Genomic DNA, 26,115 nt, shown 5'->3' with positions numbered 1-26,115 from the left:
GTATCCCCCATCGCGGCCACGATAGAATTGGTGCAATGCAGATAACGCCCCGCCCGATCCGGATCAGCTTTCTCGCGGCGATATGTGTTGCCGCCATCGGTGTCGGGCTGCGTACGGGTGTCGCCCAAGAAGTCACGCTCAGCGCCCCGAGCGCGTCCGAGCCGCTGTTGGACCGGCTGCGCCGTGACGCCCTGCTCTTGCGGTTGGTCGATGGCGAGGGGCCGCCAAGCGGTGCCGATATCACCGCCGCCGCGCGCGCGGACTACGCCCGGTTGATCGGCATCCTTTACGAGGCGGGGTTTTTCGCGCCGGTCATCTCGATTCGTCTCGATGGGCGCGAGGCCTCCGAGATTTCGCCCCTGGCGCCGCCTGACCGTGTCGCGCGTGTCGAGATCACGGTACAACCGGGCGCGCCATATCGCCTTGGGCAAGCGCGGATCGGCCCACTTGCACCCGACACGACCCTGCCCGAAGGGTTTGCACCGGGACAGCCCGCCAATACCGCCCTGCTGCGGGACGCCACGAATGCCGCCATCTTGGGGTGGCAGAATATCGGGCACGCCAATGCCGCGGTGTCACACCAGCGAATCGTCGCGCAACACCGCGATGCGGTGCTGGCTGTCGATATCGGGCTTGCGCCCGGCCCCGTCCTCCAGTTCGGCGCGTTGCTGCCAGTCGGTCAGATGCGCATGCGACCAGACCGAATCGCCGCAATCGCCGGGCTGCCCAGCGGCGAGAGCTATTCCCCCGCCGCCTTGGCCCGCGCCGAGCAGCGGCTGCGCGAAACAGGCGCTTTCGCCGCGGTCGCGCTTTCGCTCGAACCGGCCAAGGGCGACAACACCGCCGATGTCACCGCGATCGTGGAAGAGGCACCGTTGCGCCGCCTCGGCTTCGGCGCGGAGCTGGCCAGCGATGCAGGTATCCAGCTCAGCGCCTATTGGATGCATCGCAATCTGTTGGGCGGGGCCGAGCGGCTTCGCTTCGATCTCGCCATCGCGGGAATCGACGACATCCAAAGCGGGGATGAGATCGACACCATCTTCACCGCCCGGTTCGACCGACCGGCAAGTTTCGGCCCGGACACCGCGCTTTCGCTGGAGGCGGAGACGATGTTCCTGCGTGAGCCGACCTATCGGATCGACGGCGCGCGCATCGCGGGCAAGCTGACCCATATCCTATCTGATGAAATCACCATTTCGGGCGGGCTTGGGCTGGAATTCTCGCGGATCGAAGATGGTCTGGGCCAGCGCGATCTGACACGGTTGACCCTGCCCCTGGGCCTGATCGTCGATCGGCGCGATGACCCGATTGACGCACGGCGCGGCAGCTACATCGCGGCGGATGTCGAGGCCTTTGGCCTTTTCGGCGCAAGCAACGGTGCGCGGATCACGCTGGATGGGCGGCGCTATTGGCCGATTGGCGCGCGCAACGCCACGCGATTTGCGGCGCGGGGCCAGATCGGCGGGATTGTCGGGGCAGACCTTGCCGATATTCCACCAGATAACCTGTTCTTTTCCGGCGGCGCGGGCACGGTGCGCGGCCAGCCCTATCGCAGCCTTGGCGCCATCCAATCCGGCCTGTCCAGCGGCGGTCGCGGTTTTCTGGGGGTGTCGGCCGAACTGCGCCATGATCTCGGCGATAGCGGCTTTGGCTTGGTCGGTTTCGCCGATCTTGGCGGCATCAGCGCCGAGGCTTGGGACACGGACGGCACGACATGGCATTCGGGCGCGGGGGTCGGCCTACGCTATACCACACCCTTTGGGCCGATCAGGGTCGATCTTGCCACGCCGACATCGGGCGCCTCGGCGGGGCGCGATCTGTTCCTCTATATCGGCATAGGACAGGCCTTTTGATGCGGCGCTGGGCGATCATGACCATGCTTTTCGCGCTGCTTTGGTCCGCAATGGCCAACGCACAGGCCGATGACGACCGTTCGCGCATCGTGACCTTCTTGGAAACCCAGCTGTCCGATGGCGCGCGACAGGTCAGCATCGAGGGCTTTCGCGGCGCGCTCAGCGCCAGCGCCCAGATGGATGTATTGACCATCGCCGATGATGCAGGCGTGTGGCTGCGGCTTGAAGGGGCACGGCTGGATTGGTCACGCGCCGCCTTGTTGCGCGGCGCGCTGCAGATCGACACCCTACAAGCCACACGGCTGGAAGTCTTGCGCCGACCCAACCCAAGTACCGGGCTGGATATCCCACAAGCCGAGGCAACGCCCTTTCGTTTGCCGCAACTGCCCGTCTCGATCGCGATCGCACAGGTTCGGATCGAGCGGGTAACGCTGGGTGCCGATATCTTGGGCATGCCAGCGGAACTGGCGATTTCCGGCAGCGCCGCCTTGGCCGACGGGCAAGGAAGTGCTGATCTGGCGATCACCCGGCTGGATGGGCCGCGGGGGCGCTTCGATCTGCGCGGATCCTATCAAAATGACAGTCGCCGCCTCGCGCTGTCGCTGGATCTTGCAGAGGATGCGGGCGGCCTTGTCGCCACGCGCCTTGGCCTGCCGGATGCGCCCGCCATCGCCCTGCGCGTCATGGGCGATGGCCCGATCGATGATTTTCGGGCCGAGATCGCGCTGTCGAGCGATGGCGCGCCGCGCCTGACGGGTCAGGTGACGACAACCAAGCCCACCGAAACCGGCACAAGAACGATCAGCGCCGATCTGAGCGGCGATATCACACCGCTGTTCCTGCCGGCTTACCGGCCCTTTTTTGGACCCGAAGTGGCGTTTTCGAGCCTGATCAACCTTGCGCCAGACGGCTCTGTTGTCCTCGATGATCTACGCCTGTCCGCCGCAGCCCTTAGCCTTGACGGCCGTTTCGCAACCGCCGCCGATGGCAGGCCCAGCGCCTTTGACCTACGCCTGCGCATGGCCGATCCGACCGGGCAGGGCCGGGTGCGGCTGCCCATCTCGGGGGCCAATGTCACCGTTGGGCTGGTCGATCTGACACTGCGCCATGATGCCAGCAGCGGGCCGGAATACACGGCCCAGGGGATATTGCGCGATCTGGTCAGCGACGGCTTCGGCGTGGCGCAGCTTGGGCTGGAGGCAAGCGGGCGATTGCAGTCATCGGGCGATGGTCTGGCGTTGGCGGCACCGATCACGGTCGAGATTGCCGGTCTTGACCACCGCGATCCCGCCATCGCGGCCGCTTTGGGAAATGGCGCGCGACTAGGCGGCACGCTGGATTGGGCCACAGGCGCGCCGATCTTGCTGCGCGACATGGCGCTACAGGCGGGCGATATCCGCCTTGCCGGGGGCGCGGGCCTGAATTGGGCGGATGGGAAAGCCGAACTCGATACCACATTGGCGATGGAAATTGCCGACCTATCCCGCTTTGCGGCCTTGGCAAAGCAACCGCTGGCCGGGCGTCTGGCCGCGAACCTCACCCTGCAAGCCGAACCGCTTTCGGGGGCCTTCGACATGGTCTTGGATGGCACGGGACGCGCGTTGCGCCTTGGTGCGGGCCTGCCACCGCAGCTCTTGGCGGGGCAGACCGATCTGGCCTTGTCGGCACGCCGCGACGAGACAGGCTTTGCGCTGCGCAACCTGAAGCTGACGGGTTCGGCCCTGACGCTTGACGGCACGGGCCGGGTCAGTCGCGACGGGGCGCTTGTCGCGCTTGAAGGTCGGCTGGCGGATATCGGCCTTTTCACCGATGCGCTGTCGGGTGCCGTTACCGCCGCGTTGAACGCAACCCGCGGACCAACCGCCCAAGCACCATGGCAACTGCGCGCCGATATCGATAGCGCCGCCGGGATAGATGCCACCGTTTCGGGCGCCGTCATGCCCGAGGCTGGCACCGTCGCGTTGCGCGCTCAGGGCGCGTTGCCGCTTGCACTGGCCAATCGCGCATTGGCCCCCCGCAGCATCGGCGGAAGGCTTGCCTTCGACGTTGCCTTGCAAGGCGAGCCGTCTTTTTCGGCTCTAACAGGCAGCTTCGTAACGGATAATGCACGCCTTTCCTTGCCCAGCCTGCAAACCGCCATCGAGAATATTCGCCTAAGCGGGCAGTTGTCGGACGGTCAGCTGCAGGTCGATCTCGATGCGACACAGGCCGATACCGGTCGTGTGACCGGGACGGGTAGCATCGATCTCACCAGCCGCGATCTTGCGGCACAGATATCGCTATCAGGGGTGGGATTACGGCTCAGCGATCCGACGCTCTACGATGCCCGGATCGACCGCGCGGCGATCCGCATCACCGGCGGGCTTGCCGGGGCGTTGCTGATCACCGGCGATCTGGCCCTTGGACAGACAGATTTGCGTGTGCCGGAAAGCGGTCTTGGCGGGGCCGCGCCGATCCCGCCGATCTTGCACCAAGGCGAAAGCGCGCCCGAGCGGCGCACGCGGATCGCCGCGGGGCTCGGCCCATCGCCGCAGCGCGGGGGCGGTTCCCAAAACATCGCGCTCGATCTGACGATCACCGCGCCCGGCCGTATCTTCCTCCGCGGACGGGGATTGGATGCCGAGTTGGGCGGAAGTTTGCGGATCGGTGGCACCACGGCACAGATCATCCCCTCGGGTCGGTTCGACTTGATCCGAGGGCGGCTATCGATTCTCGGGACACGGCTCGATCTGACCGAAGGCGCCGTCACGCTGACAGGCAATTTCGACCCGACCATCGACCTATTGGCCACAAGCCGCAGCGGCGCATATCTGATCGGGATCAACATCTCGGGGCCGGTCAGCACCCCCGAGATCAGGCTGACCGCCACCCCGCCCTTGCCCGAGGATGAAATCCTCGCCCAGCTCTTGTTCGGCCGCACGGTCGCGACCCTATCGCCGCTGCAACTGTTGCAAATGGTCGATGCGGCGACGGGGCTTGCCGGCGGATCGTCCGAGGCAGGCATCCTCGCCAATCTGCGCGAAGGGCTTGGGCTGGACGATCTTGACCTGCGCACCGATGCCACGGGCAATGCCGCACTGCGCGCGGGGCGATACCTCTCCGAGAATGTTTACACCGATGTCACCATCGCGGGCGACGGGGGGGCGGATATATCGCTCAACATCGATCTGACACCGAACATCACCGCACGCGGCGGCCTGTCGGCCGACGGTGAAACCCGGCTTGGCGTGTTTTTCGAGCGCGATTACTAAGACGCCGAATTCCCCACCCAAGCCCCGTTGACAGCCCCGCGGCGCAGGGATATCAGCCGCTCCACGACACCTGCCCAGGTGGCGGAATTGGTAGACGCGCTGGCTTCAGGTGCCAGTGATCGAAAGGTCGTGGAGGTTCGAGTCCTCTCCTGGGCACCAATCGACCCCGTGTCGGTCGTAACTCCCCGATATTCGAAAATGCGTTTTGCGCGGGACCGCCGCTGCATAGCACGCGACATCCGAAAGCTATCGCATTTCAACGCCGAGGGGCTTATGTCACCATAAACGCGGTGCAAGGGGATCAGGTCGTGACCATTCATTTCCATCAAAATGATCTGCCTGACGGGCTGAACCTTGGCCCGGTTGTCGCGATTGATTGCGAAACCATGGGTTTGAACCCGCATCGCGACAGGCTTTGCCTCGTGCAGCTATCGGCCGGCGATGGAAACGCGCATTTGGTGCAGATCGCCAAAGGCCAGAAAATGGCGCCCAACCTGTCGCGGCTTTTGACCGATCCCGCGGTGCTGAAGCTGTTTCACTTCGGGCGTTTCGATATCGCGGTGATGTATCATGCCTTTGGTGCGCTGGCCGCCCCGGTCTATTGCACCAAGATCGCCTCGAAGCTGATCCGCACCTATACCGACCGCCACGGTCTGAAGAACCTTTTGCAAGAGTTGCTCGACACCGATATCTCGAAGATGCAGCAAACATCGGATTGGGGCGCGGCCGATCTGACGGATGCGCAAAAAGCCTATGCCGCATCGGATGTTTTGTATTTGCACCGCCTGAAAGATGAACTTGATCCGATTTTGGCCCGCGAAGGCAGGTCCGAGATCGCGCAGGCCTGTTTCGATTTCCTGCCGACCCGCGCCCGGCTTGACCTTGCCGGTTGGCCCGAAGTCGACATTTTCAACCACTAGGCAGGGCCGATGGCAGGGCCGAACCGATATTCTACGCTGGTATCTTGGGCCAAGGTTTTGCTGCCGCTGACAGCGCTCGGCCTTTTGTCGACGTTGTTTTTGTTCTCGCGCACCCCCAACCCGCAAGATGCGTTGCTGTTCAATGATGTCGATATCGGCCAACTGGGCTCTGAGCGGTTGCTGACCGAACCGCGTTTCGCCGGCATTTTGGGCGATGGTCAGCCCGTTACACTAACGGCAGATAACGCGGTGCAGCGCATGGACGACCCCAACAGGTTGCAGATGGACAGGGTGGAAACCGATGTTGCGCTGAAAGATGGCCAAAACCTGCACTTGACGGCCGATCGCGGCGCATATGACGCCACCGCCCAAATCGTCGATCTCGACGGAGCGGTGAACGCGCAAACCACCACCGGCTTCCAGCTGATTTCCGACCGGATCGTGGTTGCTTTGACCGCGATGGAAATGACCTCGCCCGGTGCGGTTATGCTACGCGGGCCGGGAATGATGCTCGAGGCGGGTGCGATGCAATTGACCGGGCCGGAAGGGCAGGCTTTGTTGCATTTCACTGGGGGCGTTCGCCTGCTATACGACACGCAGAATTGAAAAGACAGATGATGACCCGACGCCCATCGCTTTTTGCCATAGCTCTTGCCGGTCTGGTCGGTTTGATCCAGCCAGCCGCCGCACAGGTTGCGATCGGCTTCGGCGGTGTCGCCCATAATTCCGACCAGCCGGTCGAGGCGGTATCGGATAATCTGACCATCGACCAGACCAACGGGCGTGCCTTGTTCTCGGGCAATGTCATCATCATTCAGGGCGATCTGCGCATTGCCGCCGAGGATGTCGCGGTGGTCTACTCCGACCGCGAGGGTCAGCGTAGCGTGGACGAAGTTATCGCCACGGGTGGCGTTTTGATTACACGCGGCGAAGATGCGGCCGAAGGCGAGGATGCGGTCTATTCCGTCGCCGCCGCGATCTTGACGATGACGGGCGCTGTCTTGGTGACGCAAGGCGGCACCACCATCGCGGGCGATAGCATGGTCGTCGATATGACCACCGGCGATGGGGTCGTCGAGGGGCGCGTGCGCACCGTCTTGACGCCGCAATCGGCACCATGAGCGACAAGCGCCCATCTCTCAGCGTCACGCAAGGCGAGCAAGGTCTGGTCGTTGACCGGCTTCGTAAGTCTTATCGCAAAAGGCCGGTGATCCGCGATGTCTCGATCACGCTGGCGCGCGGCGAGGTCGTGGCGCTGTTGGGGCCGAACGGGTCGGGCAAGACCACCTCGTTTTATTGCATCGCCGGGCTGATCACGCCCGATGGGGGCAGCGTTACCATCGACGGGCGCGATGTGACGCTATTGCCGATGTATCGTCGGGCGCGGGCCGGGATCGGCTACCTGCCACAGGAAATGTCGATCTTTCGCGGGCTGAGCGTCGAAGAGAATATTCTGGCCATCCTCGAGATCGTGGAGCCCGACCGCGCAAGGCGCAATGACCGGCTGGAAGAGTTGTTGGCGGATTTCTCGATCGGTCATCTGCGCCGCGCCGCGGCCCTGTCGCTTTCGGGCGGTGAGCGCCGCCGCGTCGAGATCGCCCGCTGCCTTGCCTCGCGCCCACGATATGTTTTGCTCGACGAGCCATTCGCCGGGGTCGACCCGATTGCCGTGGGCGATATCCGCAACCTTGTCCAAGATCTCAAGTCGCGGGGAATCGGTGTGCTGATCACCGATCACAATGTCCGCGAAACGCTCGAGATCGTCGATCGCGCCTATATTCTGCATGACGGCACCATCATAAAATCGGGCACACCGGACGAAGTGGTACGCGATGAGGATGTCCGGCGCGTCTATCTTGGACAAAGCTTCCGGATTACGTGACCAAGCGCTCTGCTTGTCGTTGACAGCACGCCATCACCATCGCCTAATGCGGGTGATGTTCGCGTTCGCTTCATCCCTGATCCCACCGGGCCCAGCCCGGGAAAAGCCCCACCAAGGGGGGCTCTGGATCGCTCTTAACCGAAACAACCCGAATATATCTTGCGCGCGGCGCGTGGACCATCCCGGCCCATGAACGCCCCGTGCCTACGAATGGTGGAGACCAAATGCGCTACCAAATCACCGGAAAGCAGATCGATATCGGCGAAGCCTTGCAAACGCATGTAAAGACCAGCCTCGGCGCGGCCGTCGGCAAATACGCCGAGCGCCCGACCGATGCGACGGTCTTTTTCTCGCGCTCGGGCGCGGAATTCGTCTGTGAAACAACGGTCCATCTTTCGACGGGTTTGACGGCATCTGCCAAAGGTCACGCGCATGAGATCTATGCCGCCTTCGAGGGTTCTTGCGAAAAAATGGAAAAACAGCTGCGCCGGTACAAGCGGCGCCTGAAGGATCACCACCGCGATCGCCAAAGCCCCGTTGAAACCAGCGACGCGCCGATGTATGTCCTCGCGCCAGCCGGGCATGATGAAGAGGAACATGAGCCGCAAGATCTTCAGCCCATCATCGTGGCTGAGATGGAGGCGAAAATACCTTCGCTTTCGGTTGGTGAAGCCGTGATGCAGATGGAATTGTCCGGCGCAGCCGTCATGGTCTTTCGGAACGAGAAACATAGCGGTGTGAACGTGGTCTACCGGCGAGATGATGGTAATGTCGGCTGGATAGACCCGCGGCCAGAATGACGAATACGCGCACCGCACAATAACGGTGCGGTGCGCGAAACAGATCCGGGTTCCGGATCGTTACGGGGTATGAAATGGACTTGTCGTCGCTTTTGAAGCCGCGCGCCGTCAGAGTGTTGACCGACGTCACGAGTAAGAAACGCCTGATGCAGTCAATCGCTGCCTTGGCGCATGACCTGATCGAACTGCCCGAGGGCCAGATATTCGACGCCCTGCAAGAGCGCGAAAGTCTTGGGCCGACCGGGGTCGGGCATGGCGTGGCACTCCCGCATGCGCGGCTGCCCGACTTGACCGAGGTGCATGGTGCCTTTTTCCGCTTGGAAAAGCCGGTCGATTTCGACGCGGCCGATAAACACCCCGTCGATCTGGTCTTTGCCCTTTTTGCACCTGCTGATACCGGTGTCGATCACCTCAAGGCATTGGCGCTTGTGTCGCGCACATTGCGCGATGCGGGACTACGGGCAAAGCTGCGGGCGAACAACGACGCGGCAACATTGCATACGCTGCTGACCGAATACGCGACATCGAAAGCGGCCTGAGGAAAACGGGGCGTCAGCGGTTGTTCCAGCGCTGAAACCCAAGGTTCAGGTAATCGCGCCGATAGGCATCGATCGTCGCTTTCTCGAGCTTGCCATCGTAGATGGTATCAAGCGCGATCTGGGTCGGAATACTCTCGGCCTTGGGCGTGGGTGGGGCTGTCAGGCCCACGGCGCGGGCAAGATCAGGCAGGGCCGCTTGCATCTCTTCCTCGCGGATCAGGGTATGGGGCAAGGTGACATTGGCCATACCTTGCAGAATGGCCGATTGCGTGGCCCAAGCGGTATCGACGCGAATACTGGTCTGTCCGGCAAGGTTGGGCTTGAGAAACTCCAAAAAGCCGAGAAACGCTGCCTTTTGCATCTCTTCGGTCCAATCTGTGCCGGGCATCTGAGGGGGTAGGGGAAGCTTGTAGCGCTGGCGCATGACCTTGCGCGGCTCTTCATAGACGGGGCGGTCATTGGGCAAGATGAACCGGCAAAAACTGTTATAGGCGCGCGCCACCGGGTGACGTAGCACGCTGAAACTGCGATAGCCGGGGTGATCCTTCATCCATTGGCGCAAGTCTTTCTGGCTCATTTTGCGCACAAGCGCGTCGCGCCCCACGCCGCCGATCTCGCCCATCCAATCCAAAACCGCTTGTTCCGGCGCACCCTTGAGGGGCAGGAACAGCAATCCCACCTCAGGGTGAGCGACAAAACCCGGCACACCCGCCGGGCGGGGCGGCTCATATTCCTGCGTCACCGATAGGCCGAAACGGTCAAGATCACGCAGACCAGCAAGCATCTCCTCGTAATTCTCTACCTTTTGCGAGAGGTCTTCGGGGTTCTGTTTCTTGAGCTTGGTCGATGTCCCCTCGACCCGCCCTGTTGAGCCAAGGAAGGCGGCAAGCCCATTCAATATCTCCGGATCGTTGATATCTTCGTAGCGGATATGGAATGCCGCCTGGCCAGACACCTGCAAGCCGCGCCGCAAATGGCGTTGAAACCCCATGAGCTGATCCATCAGCTCGTTGAATTCGGCCAAATCGAAATGAATCCGCGCCGTCTTGAGGTGCCGCGCATCCGTCAGCCGCCACTGGCCCGTGGCGCTTGCGATCTTGCGGCTGACATAGCTGTCGAGCGGGTTCCGCGTTAGGATGATCTTGGCGATCCGGGGGTCGGGCAAGACACGTTCGACCACGCGGTCATCATGATCGTGAAACAGGCGAAACCCCGGCAAACCCTCGGTCTGCGTGATCAGCGCATCCAAAAGGCCGACGGGGTCGGCCTCGCGGCGGTCCATGTCGAAGCCGAACAATTCAAAGCGGTTGTGATGTCCCAGAAAGGTCGGATTATACACCTCGCCGTGGCAGATCACATCCGGCAGCGCGTTGAGGCTTTCCTCGAGATAATTGGAGCCCGTCCGCATCTCGGCAAAAAGAACGAAGGCGTCGAAACGGCGTGCGGCCATGGATCAGTTCACCAGATAGGGGCGGTTGCGGTCGGCGGGCGGGCGATGGGCATGCCCCTCTTGCGGGAAATCGCCCACGGTCATCGGGTTCATCCCTTGGTTCTTGAGCGATTGCAGGAAGGCCGCGAAACCCGACAGATCGGCCATTCGCGGCGCTTCGGTCAGTCGGAGCGCATTGGAACCCTCGATCGCATCAAGAATGCTTTGCAGGTTCTCCATCGGCTCTTCGATGAATTCCGCCAACGTCCAGATTCGGATATCGGCGCGCGATTTCACATGGCGCAGCGTGTTGACGAACTCTACCTCGCGCCGTTGCAAAAGCGCCGCCTCTTGCCGGATATCGGCGAAGTTGCGGTTCGAGAGATAAAGCCGCACCGCCCAAGCACCCGTGATGACCGAGATCTGCGCGTTACTGTCGGACGCCAGGAAAGCGCCGACCTTTTGGCTATCGCGTGGCCCGAACATGAATGTCTGCCGTTCGCCACGGGTGTTCCAGATCATGCTGGTCAGGAAATGCTCGGGGTTATAGTCGCGCATCGTCGCGCTGGACGACAAACCCCCGGCATAGGTCGGCGCATCACCCGCGAAACGAGCGCGGCGCGGATCGAAGATATTACCATGGACCACCGTTCCCAAGCGGCGCGACAGCCACCCCTCGAAATCGAGGAAAAGATCGTTAAAGCCGTGAAACACCGAATAAGGCGCGGCCGTCTTGCCATTCTCCCAATCCGGGTTGGGAAAGCGGCTATGCATGTATAGGCCGGGCCGACCACGCGTTCGGCGCTCCAACGCGCGCGAGAAAACCCGGTCAATCTTGCCCGGTGCCGGTTCGGCCATGCGGCTGATCGTGGCGTCATCGGTCAGGAAGGTGTTGTAGAGCCGGTTGGCCTTGGGCCAAATCTTGCGCGCCACAAAGCAATCCGACCTACGCAACAGATGAAGGTGATCGTCGTAAAAGACATGCGGCTTGCCCTGAAAATCGAACTTGGACAGCGTCAGCGACCGGCTTTCGATCGTGCGGGCATAGTTGCGCACCAAGGTCTGATAGTAGCTTTCATCCGGAATCCAGACGAGGCTGAAGAAACGCTCCAGCTCGCGCCGTCTTGGATCTTGCAAGATGGCGGTCAGGGTCTGGCGGGTCAGACACCACCATTGGCTACCCAGATGCGGCATGACACCTTCCGGCATTTGGCGCCGATAACCGACCCGGCGTTGCAGATCGACATAGGTGTCAAACAAGAAGCGATGGCGTTTCCATGAGAAAGGAAAACGCAGCTTGAAGCGTTCATCATTCAGGCCGCCGACCGTCCAATCGACATCGCGGATGGTCACGCTTTCGATGAAGTCGGTCATGGGACGCGCGGCAAGATAGGCCTGCAACTCGTCCACCGGTCGCAGCGGCAGGCATGAGCCCGACGCCAGATAGACATGTCGCACACCCGGAAATTCCGCCAACAACAACTCGGCCGCCGATTGCGAGGCCTGCACCAACGACCAGGTTCCCCATTCGCAGCGCAGGCGCTTGGAAAAGCGCACATTCTCAAGATCGGCCAATTCGCGGCGAAAATCCTCGTAGCGGGCGCGTTTGACGCGGCGATCGACATGGATGACCACGGGGCAATCGCGTTCCGCCCAATGGCGTGCCACCTGTGCCGCGCGGTGCAGCGCGGTGTGGCACAACATGACGAAACCCAGCGCGCTCATGCCCAATTACCCTTGGACATCAGACCGAGGATCTCAAGCTGGCGCCAGTTGATGTAACGCTCGGACCATTTGGTCCAGAAATCTGGGTGCTGGTTCAGCCCGGCATGATAGGCCTTGTACTCGGCCGAGGCGGCGTAGTGCTGTCGGCGCTCAAGCTCTTCGGTGGCCTTTGCGCTGAAGGTATCGAGAAATTTCGCATGCAGCAAAACACCCGAGGTCTTTTCGCCGCCCCATTCGTCATAGACAAGGTTCAGGCCACGCGGCAGCAACATATGTGTCGAACTGGCATAGGCATAGCTCTTGTGCCACTTGACCAGCGGGATCTTGTTCAATGCGGGGGCCTTGGCAGGTGTTTCGGTGAAAAAGGCGCGCGCGCGCGGCCCGCCTTGAATCCAGAGATTGCCGTATTGCCAGTTGCGTTGGATGACGTAGTTGCCCGGATCGAACCAACAAGCGATCTGGAAAGGGTCACTACCCTCGGCATAGGGCTGTGCGCTGATCGCACCTTTGGGATACATGTCGAGGATCATCGCGCCGAAGCTTTTGATCGACGATGCATCAAGCCAATCGGTCAGCGCAGGTATCGGACGGGTATCGCTGAACGGGTAGACCAGAAACTCATCCGGATCGACCACAAGGCACCAATGCTTATGGCCATAAAGCCGAAGCAACCGGTTGATCCAATCCATGCCGAAACGTGCGCGCTTGTAGCTTTCGGGCGTGGTCCAAACGGAACAATCGGCTTGTTCGGCAAGATACTCCCGGCTGCCATCATTGCTGTCGTTATCGACGAAGAGGAAATGTGAAATGCCCCGATCGCGATAGTAGTTCAGGAAATACTTCAGCCGCGCTTTTTCGTTTCGCAGCGTGCAGAAACAAAGCACATCTTGCGGACCGATCACATTGGTCCGATCTGAGACGACCCGCAACGCCCGGCTTTTTCGCCAAGCGCGAACGAGGTATTTCTTGCGCTGCAAGCGCAATGAATACCGATTGATCGCCTTCATGCTCGGCCCTTCCGCTCACGGGTGAGCGAGAAGCGCGCCCACCGTCTCAAAATGCGCATCCCATCCCGGAGCTTTGGGCGGGGGAAGGGATGGCAACTCGTCACTAACCAAAAGAAGTTTCTTAATCGTTTCCGCCCAAGAATAGGCATCCTTGTGCGGGACGTAAACTGCGCTGTTGCCTAAGGTTTCGCGAAATACGGGCAGATCGCTGCAAATCGGCAATGATCCGGCCAATGCCGCCTCGAGCGGTGGGTAGCCATAGCCTTCGGCCAGGGACGGAAAGACCAAAGCACCGGCGCGCGCCAGATGGTTGCGAACCGCTTCCTCGGGCAGTGGGCCATGCAGGTGGATCGCCTTTCCCAAAAGCGGGTGATGCGCGATCCGATCCATCAGCGCCGTGACCTGCCAGCCGGTCGGCCCGATGATATGCAGCTGTGGCAGGATCTCGGGTGACACCGCGCGGGCCAGCACCTCCCATGTATCAAGCATCAAGGCATGGTTCTTGCGCGGCTCGATCGTGCCGAGCATCACCACATGACGCGGATCGCGGGCGGTATCGTCACGCGGCATCGCATCGACGCCCAAATGCGCCACGATCCGGGGCGGGCCGTCCCCGCCCGACCAATGCCGCGCCAGATCGTCCGCCGTCGCCTTCGAATTGCAAATGACCAGATCGGCATGTGCGCGCACAGCCTTCAGCCGGGCGGCGAAGCGGGCGGGCATGCCGGGCGCGACCAGATCGGGGTGTATGATCGGGATCAGGTCATGGACCAGAACGGCTACACGCATATCAGGTCGGGCCGCAAAGGCCCCAAGCCGCGCAGCACTCAAGCCTGTATGACCGATATTGAGATACCAGCCCGGCCCCTTGGCCGCCCGCCCGATCATGCGGCCAAGCCCGCCGCGCAGACAGCGGGCGATTGCATGGGCCCTTAGGCTTGCTTCGACCCTGTGACGCGGATCAGTCCCTTTTCCGATCAGCCGCGACAGGCGGTCAGCCGGACCAAGCGCGCGACGCCCAGTAAGGATGTCACGCAAAACCGCCCCGCCATTTTGATCCAGCAACAGGTATCCGCGTGTCGAGCGCAGCAAGAAACTTGTATGGGTCGCCGGAAAGGCCAGAAGATGCTCAAGATAGGCCATCTCGACACGATCGATGCCCGTCAACACGCCCCGCCCGGCGCGGGTGACAAGCCGCGTCACATCCAGCCAGATCAAGCCCGCTTGCGAAAGACCGGCCATTACGGCGGCCCCATGCCTATTCCGCTGCGTTACGCGCGGCCATCAGATCCCCCAGATATTGGGAGAACTCGTCGCGCAAGTCGTCACGGCCCAGGGCAAAGGCGACGGTCGCCTGCAAAAAGCCGGCCTTTGAGCCGCAGTCGAAACGCTGGCCGCGAAAACGGAAACCGTAGACATTGCCCGAATTGGCGATTTCCTGCGCGATCGCATCGGTCAATTGCACCTCGCCGCCCGCGCCGGTCTTGATCTTGTTGAGATTGTCCATGATCGCGGGGGTCAGGATATAGCGCCCGATCACCGCCAAGTTCGATGGCGCGGTACCTTGTGCGGGCTTTTCGACCATGCCCTTGACCGACACGACCGAGCCCATGTCTTCCTTGATATCAAGCACACCATAGGCCGAGGTTTTACTCGCAGGCACCTCCATCGCGGCGACCATGTTACCGCCGATCTCGGCGTGCGCTTCGACCATCTGCTGCAGACAGGGCGTCTCGGCCGCGATGACATCGTCGGGCAAGATCACGGCGAAGGGCTCATTGCCCAACAGTCGCCGCGCGCACCAGACCGCATGGCCCAGCCCCATCGCACGATGCTGGCGAATATAGGCGATGGCGCCCGATTCCATATTGGTGGTCTTGAGTGCCTCGAGCAGGTCGGTTTTGCCCTTTTTACGCAGCTGGTTTTCCAGCTCGGGCGCGTTGTCGAAATAATCCTCGAGCGCGGATTTGCCCCTGCTGGTGACGAAGATGAAGTCCTTGATCCCGGCGGCGCGCGCCTCATCGATGGCATATTGAATGAGCGGACGGTCCACCAAGGTCATGATCTCTTTCGGGATCGACTTTGTCGCCGGAAGAAACCGGGTTCCCAGGCCAGCCACGGGGAAGATCGCCTTGGTCACACGCTTTTTCATTCACTCACCCCTGCTCATTGTGCCCCCGCACACCGCTTTCGTGGCGAAGTTGCCGGGCAGTATGGCGAAATCCCCGGCAAAGGGGAATCATGAAAATATTCTTTCGATAGGCTTTCTGCTAGAAAGCGATAGGCATCTCTCTAAAAATTCGCGCCACCTCGGCCGCGACCCGTGCGCGATACCGCCATGGCTGAATCCGGGCGCCCGCCCTGTCGGATGGTCCAAAAAGGCCGCCGCGCTGTTCCCACCAACCACCTTGGGTGAATTCAACCCTGTGTTTACGCGGTGTCGGCGCAAGCAAGATGACTGTCGTAGGTTGCCCATCCGCGATCCGTTTTTCGGCCTGAAGGCGAAGGTGATGCGCGGAAAACCACCAACCATTCGTAAAGCCCATGGCCGGCGGCATTGCGTCACGCAACGGCTGAAAGGATCGCCGACATGGCGCGACGATCGACACGCTGCCTTGGCGCGCGCCACCATCCGCGATACCGGCGCGCAGGCTTTCCATCAGCTTGCGCATATCCTGCGCGGTCAATTTGCGCCGTCGCGCCAGCCGCAACAACCGGGTCCGCTGGTCCGCCTCAAGACGCGCCAGCCCCGCTGCAAGAGAATCGGGCGCATGTTTGCGCAGGAACAGCGCGCTCGACGCGCCAATGTCGAACAGGTCGAGCGGCACCCGATCCTCGGTTCGGCGTGCGCTTGCGGCAAACCCATGATGCACAACGGCACCGGGAAGATAGGCGGTTGCAAAACCAGCGCTGCCAAGCCGCAAGGCAAGATCCGTCTCGTCCAGAAAAAATGCGAAACCCGTGTCGAATCCGCCTGTTCGAGACAATATTTCCCGGCGAAACGCCATGTTCGTGCCATGCAGTTTCGGCACCTCGTCCGGCCTGATCTGGTCCCCGGCGGGCAACCAACGATCCTGCCCTTGCACGTCGACCGCCATCCGCCCCCACTGCAATGAGATTCCGTTGCGCCCGATGACGGGCCCGGTCGCGGCGGCGATCGCGGGGTTTTCGAAACCGGCAAGCATCGCCTCGGCCCAATCGGGCTCGGGCACGGCATCATCGTCGATAAAGGCCACGATCTCACCTGCCGCCGCCGCAATACCGATATTGCGCGCAGCAGAGATATTGGCCCCCTCCTGCGCCAAAAGCGTCAGCCGCGCGCCGTAGTCATGTTGGCGAGCCACAGCCATCCCATCACTATCGGCAACTACGATGACCTCGGCCCGCGTGGTGCGCATCTGCGAAACTGCGGTCAGACAGCGATCCAATGCGCGGGGGCGCCCCGCGCTGACCACGACGACACTCAACCGCAGCGCATCACTCACGGCAGGCCCATCTCCGTCAACATCGCCTCGATCCGAGGCACATCTTCGGGATTGTTGAGTTCCCAGAATTTTCGACCCTGTGCCGCCACTTCGACACAGAGAACACGATGCCCAGCCTCGAGAAACCGAAGCTGTTCCAGCCCCTCGAGCGCCTCGAGCGGGCCGATGGGCCAATCGGGATAGGCACGCAATGCTGCCGGGCGATAGGCGTAGACGCCAACATGATGAAACACGGGCGTCGGCGCCGCGGGTGCGTAACCTTGGGCGGTGAAGGGGATCACCTCCTTGGAGAAGTAAAGCCCGCGCATCGCGTGATCGACGACGGCGGTGGTGCCGCCGACACGGCCAGCCGCGCGATCGGCCTTGAGCGCGGCCAGCGTCTCGCCGTCGCAGCGCAGGATCGGCGTGGCGATCGCCGCATCAGGATCGGCGCGCAGGCCCGCGATCAACGCCTCCAGAAACCACGGCGGCGTCAGGGGCGCATCGCCTTGCAGGTTGACCACCATCTCGACCCCAGCGCCAAGCTGGCCCAGCGCCTCGGCGCAGCGTTCGGTGCCATTGCGCGCCTCGGACGAGGTCATCAGCACATCCGCGCCGAACCCGCGCGCCGCCGCGGCGATCCGGTCATCATCGGTGGCGACATAAATCGCGTCAAAGCCCGACACGGCCCGCGCCGCCCGCCAACTGCGTTCGATCAAGCTCTGGCTTTCGCCGGTCGCGCCCCGCAGCGTCACCAATGGCTTGCCCGGATAGCGGGTCGAGGCATAGCGGGCCGGGATCACGCAAATGACGCTCATGGTGTCTGCAACTCCACGCCGGGGGCGTAGGCGATGAAAAACCCGTTGGCATAGCCCGGCTTGCCATAGGTGAAGATCTGATGATCCTCGAAGCGGACCATGCGCCCGCCCGCGCCGCGCAAAATGGCATCGCCCGCGGCGGTATCCCACTCCATCGTGCGACCCAGCCGGGGGTAGAGGTCGGCCTCACCCGTGGCCACGAGACAGAATTTCAGCGACGAGCCCGCGCTTTTCAGATCGGCGACGGGGTATTTGGCGATATAGGCGTCCGTCGCCTCATCGCGGTGCGATTTGGAGGCGACGACGAAAAGCCCCGCCTTTTCGGGCTGTTTGACCCTGATCGGCGTAACAGGGCCGATACCGACAGGATCGAAAGCCCCGGTTTCCTCGACACTGACGCCCTGCGCATCGGTATAGAAAAGCCGTTCCTTGGCGGGTGCGTAGACCACGCCGCGCACCGGGACGCCATTTTCCACGAGCGCGATGTTGACGGTGAAATCGCCACGGCGCTGGACGAATTCCTTGGTCCCATCCAGCGGGTCGACGATGATGAACCGCGCCGCGCTTTGAGCGTGGCTGTCGGCCTGTTCTTCGGTGACCAACACGATATCTGGAAATTCTGCACGTAGCCGGGCCGAGATCAGCGCATCGGCAGCCTCGTCGGCTTCGGTCACGGGGCTGTCATCCGACTTGGCCCGCACATCGAAATCATCGGCCCTGTAGACCTCCATGATCCGCGCGCCCGCGTCGATCGCCGCCTCACGGAAAACCCGCATCACATGATCGTAATCCACATCTGCCTCCATTTTGCCTTGATTGCGTGATAAGGCTATAGCGTTATCGTCGGCATCACGCGGCGGGGCAAGTGCAGTGCGCATGGGCAAGTCCCTGCAGCGATGTTTGGGTATTCAGGGGTAAGCCGCTCATGTTCGAGGCAAGGCGCACGCAATCGACCTTCAGTCTTGCGTTGAACATGCTTGAACTCAGCTTCATCGCTGCTGCGCGCAAGGTGCGCCAAAGCCATCGCAACGCGATTTGGGCCATCATGCTCAGCGTGCTGCAATCGGTTCTGTTTATCTTTGCCTTCTATCTCATGTTCACCGTGATCGGTGCGCGCGGTGCGGCGATACGGGGCGATTTCTTGTTGTATCTGCTCACCGGCATCTATGCCTACCTGACCCATATCAAGTCAGTGCAGCAAGTCATGGGTGCCGAAGGCCCAACATCGGCAATGATGCAGCATGCGCCGATGAACACGCTGGTGGCTATTTTCTCCTCTGCAATGAGCGTTCTTTACACGCAAACCATCTGCCTGCTGATCATCCTCTTTGCGATCCACACCGTCATCAATCCGATCAGCATCCACTTTTGGCCCGGCGCGTTGTTGATGTACCTTTTGGCTTGGGCGACAGGATGCGCGGTCGGGCTGATGCTGATGGCGGCGAAGCCGTGGCTGCCGGATGTCGTCACGATCGTTCAACTGATCTATATCCGCGCCAACATGATCGCGTCGGGCAAGATGTTCGTGGCAAACATGATGCCCGGCATGATGATCGACATGTTCGATTGGAACCCACTGTTCCATGTGATCGATCAGGCGCGTGGCTTTACCTTTGTCAACTACTTCCCACACCATTCGAATTGGGAATATCCGCTGTATTTCACACTGGTTGCCCTCATGATCGGCTTCATGGGCGACGCGTATGGCCGCAAGCATATTTCGGCAAGCTGGGGCGCTGGTCGGTGACCGGCTGACAGCGCGGCACTGACGGCAAAGCGGCGCCCGAATGCATTTGGCGCGGATCAAACTTTGCCATCGTGTCAATTTGCCTGATTTTCTGCTGTCCAGCCCCGCTTGCAGGGGCTTGACCCCCCTCCTATATACCCTGCGAACCGGTTGGGGCGTGCACCTTGACCAACACCATTATCCTATACGGGGCGCATCGGGGGCCAAAACGGACCCGCCACCGCCCGTTCGCTTGAAAGAAGGGACCCGACCGACATGGCCAAAGTGATTGGTATCGACCTCGGCACAACCAACTCCTGCGTCGCCATCATGGATGGCAGCCAGCCGCGCGTGATCGAAAACTCCGAAGGGGCGCGGACCACGCCCTCGATCGTCGGCTATACCGATGATGAGCGTCTGGTCGGCCAAGCCGCCAAGCGGCAGGCCGTGACCAATCCCGAAAACACCATCTTCGCCGTCAAGCGCCTGATCGGCCGCCGCCTTGGCGATGCCGAGGTTGAAAAGGACAAGAAGCTTGTCCCCTACAATATCGTCAATGGCGGCAATGGTGATGCATGGGTCGAAGTGCGCGGCGAGAAATATTCGCCCAGCCAGGTTTCGGCGCAGATCCTGACCAAGATGAAGGAAACCGCCGAAAGCTACCTTGGCGAAGAGGTGACGCAGGCCGTCATTACCGTGCCCGCCTATTTCAACGACGCCCAGCGCCAAGCGACCAAAGACGCCGGCCGCATCGCGGGCCTCGAGGTGCTGCGCATCATCAACGAGCCGACAGCAGCCGCACTTGCCTATGGCCTCGACAAGAAAGAGACGCGCACCATCGCGGTCTATGACCTTGGCGGCGGGACCTTCGACATCACCATCCTGGAAATCGATGATGGCCTGTTCGAGGTGAAATCGACCAATGGCGATACCTTCCTCGGTGGCGAAGATTTCGACATGCGCATCGTCAACTACCTTGCCGATGAGTTCAAAAAGGAAAACGGCGTCGATCTGACGACCGACAAGATGGCGCTGCAGCGGCTCAAGGAAGCGGCCGAAAAGGCCAAGATCGAGCTGTCTTCCTCTAGCCAGACAGAGATCAACCAACCCTTCATCTCGATGGGCGCGAATGGTCAACCGCTTCACCTTGTAATGAAGCTGACGCGCGCCAAGCTCGAAAGCCTTGTTGGCGATCTGATCACCAAATCGATGAAGCCCTGTGCCGCCGCCCTCAAGGATGCGGGCCTGTCCAAGGGCGATATCGACGAGGTTGTTCTGGTCGGCGGCATGACCCGCATGCCCAAGGTCGTCGAGGAAGTGACCAAGTTCTTCGGCAAGGAGCCGCACAAGGGTGTGAACCCCGACGAGGTCGTGGCGCTGGGTGCGGCCATTCAGGCGGGCGTGCTGCAGGGCGACGTCAAGGATGTGGTGCTGCTCGACGTGACGCCGCTATCGCTTGGTATCGAAACGCTGGGTGGTGTCTTCACCCGCCTGATCGACCGCAACACGACGATCCCGACGAAAAAGGCCCAGATTTTCTCGACCGCCGATGACAACCAGAACGCCGTGACCATCCGCGTCTTCCAAGGCGAGCGTGAAATGGCCGCTGACAACAAGATGCTGGGCCAGTTCAATCTGGAAAACATTCCGCCCGCGCCCCGCGGTGTGCCGCAGATCGAGGTGACATTCGACATCGACGCCAATGGCATCGTGTCGGTCGGCGCCAAGGACAAAGGCACCGGCAAGGAACAAAAGATCACCATCCAAGCCTCGGGTGGTCTGTCGGACGAGGATATCGACCGCATGGTAAAGGAGGCCGAGGAGAACGCCGACGCCGACAAGAAGCGCCGCGAGTTGGTCGAAACACGCAATCAGGCCGAAAGCCTGATCCATTCGACCGAAAAGTCGATGGATGAGCATGGCGACAAGGTCGACCCCTCGACCATCGAAGCCATCGAACTGGCGATCAAGGCGCTGAAAGAACAGCTGGAAACCGAAGATGCTGGCAAGATCAAAGGCGGAATCCAGAATGTGACCGAAGCCGCGATGCGTCTCGGTGAGGCGATCTACAAGGCGCAGGCTTCAGATAGCGAAGACGACCCGGACGCCGCGCGCCCCGTCGATGACGATATCGTCGATGCCGATTTCGAAGATCTCGACGACGACCGCAAGCGCGGCTGATCCAACGGCGTGATCCAACGGCGACCGGCTGGGCGTAAACCCGGCCGGTCGCCTGCGTTCAGGGAAGGAACGACATGGCCAAGCGCGATTACTACGAGGTTCTTGGGGTCTCGAAAGGCGCATCCGCCGATGAGATCAAGAAAGCCTATCGCCAAAAGGCGAAAGAGCTTCACCCCGACCGCAATTCCGACAATCCCAATGCCGAGGCCCAGTTCAAAGAGGTGAACGAAGCCCATGACATCCTGAAGGATGCCGAGAAACGCGCGGCTTATGATCGCTTCGGGCATAGCGCCTTCGATGGCGGCATGGCCGGCGGCGGGCGCGCGGGCGGCTATGGCGGGCGGCCGGGTCAGGGCGATTTCGCCTCGGCCTTTTCGGATGTGTTCGAGGATCTCTTCGGGGATTTCATGGGTGGCCAGCGTGGCGGCCAGCGCTCACGCGCCAGCCGCGGCTCGGATCTGCGCTATAATCTGAAAATATCGCTAGAAGATGCCTATGCCGGCCTGACAAAGCAGATTACCGTGCCAAGCACGACCGCCTGTTCTGGCTGCTCCGGCACGGGGTCCGAGGGTGGTTCGGAGCCGACGACCTGCCCGACCTGTTCGGGCATGGGGAAAGTACGCGCACAGCAAGGCTTTTTCACGGTTGAGCGCACCTGTCCGACCTGCTCGGGCATGGGGCAGGTGATCAAGAACCCTTGCCGTAGTTGCGGCGGCTCCGGGCGGCAGCAAAAAGACCGCGCGCTATCGGTGAATATTCCGCAAGGCGTGGAAACCGGAACGCGCATCCGCTTGTCGGGCGAGGGTGAAGCCGGTTTGCGCGGTGGGCCATCGGGCGATCTTTATATCTTTATCGAAGTGGGCGACCACGCGCTGTTTCAACGTGACGGGATCGACCTGTTCTGTCGGGTGCCAGTCTCGATGAGCAAGGCCGCTCTTGGCGGTGAGGTCGAGGTGCCGACCATCGACGGCGGCCGCGCACGGGTGAAGGTGCCCGAGGGATCGCAATCGGGTCGCCAAATGCGGTTGCGCAGCAAGGGTATGCCGCAACTGCGCGGCGCGGGTGTCGGCGATATGTACATCGAGCTGGCGGTGGAGACACCGGTCAGCCTGACGGCAGAACAAAAAGAACTGCTCCGAAAATTCGAGGAGATCAGCGCCAAGTCGAACAACCCCAACGCCAGCGGCTTTTTCGACAAGGTCAAAAGCTTTTGGGACGGGATGAAGGGCTAAGCCTCAGATCCCGGTAAAGACCATGTCGATGGCGCGCAGGATGGTGTAGCTGTGTTGGCCAAGATCGGAAACCTCGTCTCCTAGAATGGTTTCCGGCACCGCGCCAAGGTGCGTTGTCAAAAGGGCAAGTTCTTCCCCGTCAATCACAAAGACCGGATTGGCGTCTTTTATCGAAGTTCCAAGCTGGCCGAAGGGAATCAAACGAGCCACGATTCGTGTCGTGGTCTCGATAAGGTCACTTTGAAGGTCGAGGACCAGTTCACCGCCTGTCAGCCGATAGACTTTGTATTGCGCCATCACAGTTTCAAGACTTGGTAATCTGCAAGCGGCAAACCGTTCTCTTCAACCCAGATATTCAAACTTTCCAACGCCTTGGCATTCTCTTTTTGCCACGCTTCACGGCGCGCCGTGCGCAGCGCCTCTTCGGCGATGGCCGAGACATTCAGCCCCATCTCGCGCGCATCGGCCAAAAGCCGTGCATCGATCGTGATGTTGGTGCGTTGCTTGCCCATGACGGCCCTCGGCGTTGGTGTGGGCATAGTATACACATCCCTTGCCCACACGCCAAGAAACTCGGTCAGCGCCGCCCGATCTCGCAGGCTGCCATTACCGCCATGTTCAAGATGTCATTGGCCGTCGAAACGGTCGAACAGACCTGAATGGGGCTTTTCAACCCGGTCAGGATCGGGCCGATCACCGTGGCCCCCGCCATCGCCTGCATCAGCTTGACCGAGATGCTGGCCGAATGGCGCGCCGGCACAACCAGAACATTGGCAGGCCCCGAAAGCCGGGTGAAGGGGTATTGCGCCATCACATCGGGGTTCAGCGCCACATCGACGGCCATTTCCCCATCATATTCGAAATCGACCCCCAGCTTGTCGAGAACCTGTGGGGCCTGATGCATTTTTTCAGCGCGTTCGCTGACCGGGTAGCCAAAGGTCGAAAAGCTGACGAAGGCCACGCGCGGATCCAGCCCCAGATCGCGGGCAACCTGCGCGCCGCGCTGGGCGATGAGCGCCAGATCTTCCTTCTCGGGCCATTCATGCACCAGCGTGTCGCCGATCAGGACGATGCGGCCCTTGTGCAACAGCGCCGTGATGCCGACAGCCCCGTCCTCGGCGCGGGCATCGAAAACCTTGCCGATCAGATCGAGGACATGGGCCGATTTGCGCGTCGCCCCCGTGACCAGCGCATCGCCATGCCCATGGGCCAGCATCAGCGCGGCAAAGACATGCCGGTCGCGCGCGGCCAAGCGGTGAATATCGGCCCGGTCATGGCCTTTGCGTTGCAGGCGTTCATAGAGAAAGGCCTTGTAGCTTTCCAACTCGGTGGTGTTGGCGGCATTCACCACCTCCAACTCACGCACGGCATCGGCAAGGCCCGCTGCTTCGAGCTTGGATTTCACATCCGCCGCGCGGCCCACGACAAGCGCGCGGCCCAAACCTTGCCGCTGATAAGCAACAGCGGCGCGCAGAACGCGAACATCATCGCCCTCGGCAAAGATCATCCGCGCCTGCGCCGATTTTGCCCGCGCATAGATTCCTTGCAAGATCGAGCTTGTCGGATCAAGCCGGGCGCGCAGCCCCTCGGCGTAGCGGTCAAGATCGTCGATCTGACGCCGCGCCACGCCGGTTTGCATGCCTGCCCGCGCCACGGCGGGGGGGATGGTATAGATCAGCCGGGGGTCAAAGGGGGTGGGAATGATGTAATCGCGCCCGAAGGAAAGATCGCGCCCATAGACCACGGCGACCTCATCGGGCACATCCTCGCGCGCCAGATCGGCAAGTGCATGGGCGCAGGCGATCTTCATCTCGTCATTGATGGCACGGGCATGAATATCCAGCGCGCCACGGAAGAGATAGGGAAAGCCCAAGACGTTGTTCACCTGATTGGGGTAATCCGACCGGCCCGTGGCGACGATGGCGTCGGGGCGCACCTCATGCGCTTCCTCGGGGGTGATCTCGGGATCGGGGTTGGCCATGGCAAAGATGACGGGGTTCGGTGCCATGCTGGCCACCATCTCGCGCGTCACAGCCCCCTTGGCGGACACACCAAGGAAGACATCCGCCCCCTTCATCGCGTCCTCAAGGCTGCGCAGGTCGGTTTTCACCGCATGGGCCGATTTCCACTGGTTCATGCCCTCGGTGCGGCCCTGATACAGCACACCCTTGGTGTCACAGACGATGCAGTTCTCGTGCCGCGCGCCCATGGTCTTGAGCAATTCGATGCACGCGATACCAGCAGCCCCCGCGCCGTTCAGCACGATGCGGCAATCCTCGATCTTCTTGCCCGAAATGTGCAGTGCGTTGATCAAACCCGCGGCACAGATCACGGCGGTGCCATGCTGGTCATCATGGAACACCGGGATATCGCATTCTTCCTTGAGGCGCTGTTCGATGATGAAGCATTCCGGCGCCTTGATATCCTCAAGGTTGATGCCGCCGAATGTGGGCGACATCAGCCGCACGGCGCGGCAGAACTCATCGGGGTCTTCGGTATCAAGCTCGATATCGATGGAATTCACATCAGCAAAGCGTTTGAACAGCACCGCCTTGCCCTCCATCACCGGCTTGGAGGCAAGCGCACCGAGATTGCCCAGACCAAGCACGGCGGTGCCGTTGGAAATCACGGCCACCAGATTGCCCTTGGTAGTGTAGTCATAGGCCGCTTCGGGCCGCTCGGCGATCACCTCGCAGGGGACGGCGACACCGGGGGAATAGGCAAGGCTAAGATCGCGCTGAGTCGCCATCGGTGTCGAAGCGTTGATGTCGATCTTTCCCGGATACGGGTCCAGGTGATAGGCCAAGGCCTCTTCGCGAGTGATCCTGCTCTTTTCAGCCATTTTTGTCTCCCCCTCGGTCCGAACACTGGTTTAGCCACTGCAAGACGCGGCGGCAACAACGGCCTTTTGCCGCTTCAATCCCGAGCCGGGCTTGCGTAGGTTAGGATACGAGCAATCGGGGGGCGGAATGAGTAGCGTCACGCCAATGATGGCGCAGTATCTGGAGATCAAGGCACAGCATGCCGATGCGCTGTTGTTCTACCGGATGGGCGATTTTTACGAGATGTTCTTTGACGACGCGGTCGCGGCAGCGGCGGCGCTCGATATCGCGCTGACAAAGCGGGGCCAGCATCTCGGAGAAGATATCGCCATGTGCGGTGTACCTGCGCATAGTTCTGAGAGCTACCTTTTGACCCTGATCCGAAAAGGGTTTCGCGTGGCCATCTGCGAACAGATGGAAGACCCGGCGGAGGCGAAAAGGCGCGGCGGCTCCAAGGCCGTGGTGC

The 26,115-nt window shown here is 61.4% G+C and carries 22 protein-coding genes, 1 tRNA gene and 1 pseudogene; 13 read left to right on the top strand and 11 right to left on the bottom strand.

Annotated elements, in window-relative coordinates:
* Positions 1–35 precede the first annotated feature (35 nt).
* From ACTG4J_RS03410 to ACTG4J_RS03370, 9 genes are all read left to right on the top strand, one after another.
* Positions 36–1,853, top strand: coding sequence for an autotransporter assembly complex protein TamA (locus ACTG4J_RS03410; protein WP_439137128.1), 1,818 nt, complete (start codon positions 36–38; stop codon positions 1,851–1,853).
* Between the two features lie 17 nt (positions 1,854–1,870).
* Positions 1,871–5,104: a translocation/assembly module TamB domain-containing protein gene (locus ACTG4J_RS03405; protein WP_439137127.1), complete on the top strand. Its 3,234-nt coding sequence runs from the start codon at positions 1,871–1,873 to the stop codon at positions 5,102–5,104.
* Between the two features lie 72 nt (positions 5,105–5,176).
* Positions 5,177–5,263: transfer RNA gene (locus ACTG4J_RS03400), tRNA-Leu, on the top strand.
* A gap of 149 nt (positions 5,264–5,412) precedes the next feature.
* Positions 5,413–6,024, top strand: a complete 612-nt coding sequence (locus ACTG4J_RS03395) for a ribonuclease D (RefSeq protein ID WP_439137126.1) — start codon at positions 5,413–5,415, stop codon at positions 6,022–6,024.
* Between the two features lie 9 nt (positions 6,025–6,033).
* A complete protein-coding gene (gene lptC / locus ACTG4J_RS03390; RefSeq protein WP_439137125.1) occupies positions 6,034–6,630 on the top strand; it encodes an LPS export ABC transporter periplasmic protein LptC in 597 nt (198 codons plus the stop codon).
* Positions 6,631–6,638: 8 nt separating this feature from the next.
* Positions 6,639–7,145: a lipopolysaccharide transport periplasmic protein LptA gene (gene lptA, locus ACTG4J_RS03385; protein ID WP_439137124.1), complete on the top strand. Its 507-nt coding sequence runs from the start codon at positions 6,639–6,641 to the stop codon at positions 7,143–7,145.
* A complete protein-coding gene (gene lptB / locus ACTG4J_RS03380) occupies positions 7,142–7,906 on the top strand; it encodes an LPS export ABC transporter ATP-binding protein (RefSeq protein WP_439137122.1) in 765 nt (254 codons plus the stop codon). The genes lptA and lptB overlap by 4 nt, the downstream gene beginning before the upstream one ends.
* 224 nt (positions 7,907–8,130) lie before the next feature.
* A complete protein-coding gene (gene hpf / locus ACTG4J_RS03375) occupies positions 8,131–8,706 on the top strand; it encodes a ribosome hibernation-promoting factor, HPF/YfiA family (protein WP_439137120.1) in 576 nt (191 codons plus the stop codon).
* A gap of 74 nt (positions 8,707–8,780) precedes the next feature.
* Positions 8,781–9,245, top strand: coding sequence for a PTS sugar transporter subunit IIA (locus ACTG4J_RS03370; protein ID WP_439137119.1), 465 nt, complete (start codon positions 8,781–8,783; stop codon positions 9,243–9,245).
* A gap of 13 nt (positions 9,246–9,258) precedes the next feature.
* Here the strand turns inward: ACTG4J_RS03370 and ACTG4J_RS03365 are convergent, their stop codons facing one another.
* The 8 genes from ACTG4J_RS03365 to cysQ form a co-directional block, all read right to left on the bottom strand.
* On the bottom strand, positions 9,259–10,695 hold the full coding sequence (locus ACTG4J_RS03365) for a nodulation protein NodH (RefSeq protein ID WP_439137117.1): 1,437 nt from the start codon (positions 10,693–10,695) through the stop codon (positions 9,259–9,261).
* Positions 10,696–10,698: 3 nt separating this feature from the next.
* Positions 10,699–12,399, bottom strand: coding sequence for a DUF5927 domain-containing protein (locus tag ACTG4J_RS03360; RefSeq protein WP_439137116.1), 1,701 nt, complete (start codon positions 12,397–12,399; stop codon positions 10,699–10,701).
* Positions 12,396–13,406, bottom strand: a complete 1,011-nt coding sequence (locus ACTG4J_RS03355; protein ID WP_439137115.1) for a glycosyltransferase family 2 protein — start codon at positions 13,404–13,406, stop codon at positions 12,396–12,398. Before ACTG4J_RS03355 ends, ACTG4J_RS03360 begins: the two co-directional genes overlap by 4 nt.
* A gap of 15 nt (positions 13,407–13,421) precedes the next feature.
* On the bottom strand, positions 13,422–14,648 hold the full coding sequence (locus ACTG4J_RS03350) for a glycosyltransferase (RefSeq protein ID WP_439137114.1): 1,227 nt from the start codon (positions 14,646–14,648) through the stop codon (positions 13,422–13,424).
* Between the two features lie 16 nt (positions 14,649–14,664).
* Complete coding sequence (gene galU, locus ACTG4J_RS03345; protein ID WP_439137112.1) at positions 14,665–15,558, bottom strand: UTP--glucose-1-phosphate uridylyltransferase GalU; 894 nt, start codon at positions 15,556–15,558, stop codon at positions 14,665–14,667.
* 118 nt (positions 15,559–15,676) lie between these two features.
* Positions 15,677–16,891: a glycosyltransferase family 2 protein gene (locus tag ACTG4J_RS03340; RefSeq protein WP_439137110.1), complete on the bottom strand. Its 1,215-nt coding sequence runs from the start codon at positions 16,889–16,891 to the stop codon at positions 15,677–15,679.
* On the bottom strand, positions 16,888–17,688 hold the full coding sequence (locus ACTG4J_RS03335; protein WP_439137109.1) for a 3-deoxy-manno-octulosonate cytidylyltransferase: 801 nt from the start codon (positions 17,686–17,688) through the stop codon (positions 16,888–16,890). The genes ACTG4J_RS03340 and ACTG4J_RS03335 overlap by 4 nt, the downstream gene beginning before the upstream one ends.
* Positions 17,685–18,494, bottom strand: a complete 810-nt coding sequence (gene cysQ / locus ACTG4J_RS03330) for a 3'(2'),5'-bisphosphate nucleotidase CysQ (protein ID WP_439137108.1) — start codon at positions 18,492–18,494, stop codon at positions 17,685–17,687. Before cysQ ends, ACTG4J_RS03335 begins: the two co-directional genes overlap by 4 nt.
* A 287-nt stretch (positions 18,495–18,781) precedes the next feature.
* On the opposite strand from cysQ, the gene ACTG4J_RS03325 reads away from it, so the two are divergent.
* The 3 genes from ACTG4J_RS03325 to dnaJ all read left to right on the top strand — a co-directional run bounded on the left by ACTG4J_RS03325 (position 18,782) and on the right by dnaJ (position 22,827).
* On the top strand, positions 18,782–19,435 hold the full coding sequence (locus tag ACTG4J_RS03325) for an ABC transporter permease (RefSeq protein WP_439137106.1): 654 nt from the start codon (positions 18,782–18,784) through the stop codon (positions 19,433–19,435).
* A 255-nt stretch (positions 19,436–19,690) separates the two neighbouring features.
* Entirely contained in the window at positions 19,691–21,595 is a 1,905-nt protein-coding gene (dnaK, locus tag ACTG4J_RS03320; RefSeq protein WP_439137104.1) for a molecular chaperone DnaK, read from the top strand.
* 74 nt (positions 21,596–21,669) lie between these two features.
* Positions 21,670–22,827, top strand: a complete 1,158-nt coding sequence (dnaJ, locus tag ACTG4J_RS03315) for a molecular chaperone DnaJ (protein WP_439137102.1) — start codon at positions 21,670–21,672, stop codon at positions 22,825–22,827.
* Between the two features lie 3 nt (positions 22,828–22,830).
* Here the strand turns inward: dnaJ and ACTG4J_RS03310 are convergent, their stop codons facing one another.
* Genes ACTG4J_RS03310 through ACTG4J_RS03300 form a run of 3 tightly spaced genes read right to left on the bottom strand, consistent with a single transcriptional unit; the run spans position 22,831 to position 25,669 of the window.
* Positions 22,831–23,124, bottom strand: coding sequence for a CcdB family protein (locus ACTG4J_RS03310; RefSeq protein ID WP_439137101.1), 294 nt, complete (start codon positions 23,122–23,124; stop codon positions 22,831–22,833).
* The gene (locus tag ACTG4J_RS03305; RefSeq protein WP_439137099.1) at positions 23,124–23,366 is read right to left on the bottom strand and encodes a type II toxin-antitoxin system CcdA family antitoxin; all 243 of its coding nucleotides are present in this window, start codon (positions 23,364–23,366) and stop codon (positions 23,124–23,126) included. The genes ACTG4J_RS03310 and ACTG4J_RS03305 overlap by 1 nt, the downstream gene beginning before the upstream one ends.
* A 38-nt stretch (positions 23,367–23,404) precedes the next feature.
* Positions 23,405–25,669, bottom strand: a complete 2,265-nt coding sequence (locus ACTG4J_RS03300; protein WP_439137098.1) for an NADP-dependent malic enzyme — start codon at positions 25,667–25,669, stop codon at positions 23,405–23,407.
* A 127-nt stretch (positions 25,670–25,796) separates the two neighbouring features.
* Between ACTG4J_RS03300 and ACTG4J_RS03295 the strand changes: the two are divergent.
* Positions 25,797–26,115: pseudogene (locus tag ACTG4J_RS03295) on the top strand (DNA mismatch repair protein MutS); the annotation flags it as partial.

Source organism: Roseicyclus sp. (assembly GCF_965662675.1).
Taxonomy (GTDB): Bacteria; Pseudomonadota; Alphaproteobacteria; order Rhodobacterales; family Rhodobacteraceae; genus Roseicyclus.
Note: the sequence above shows the minus strand (reverse complement) of the source record. Positions and strands in the feature narration are given on the sequence as shown.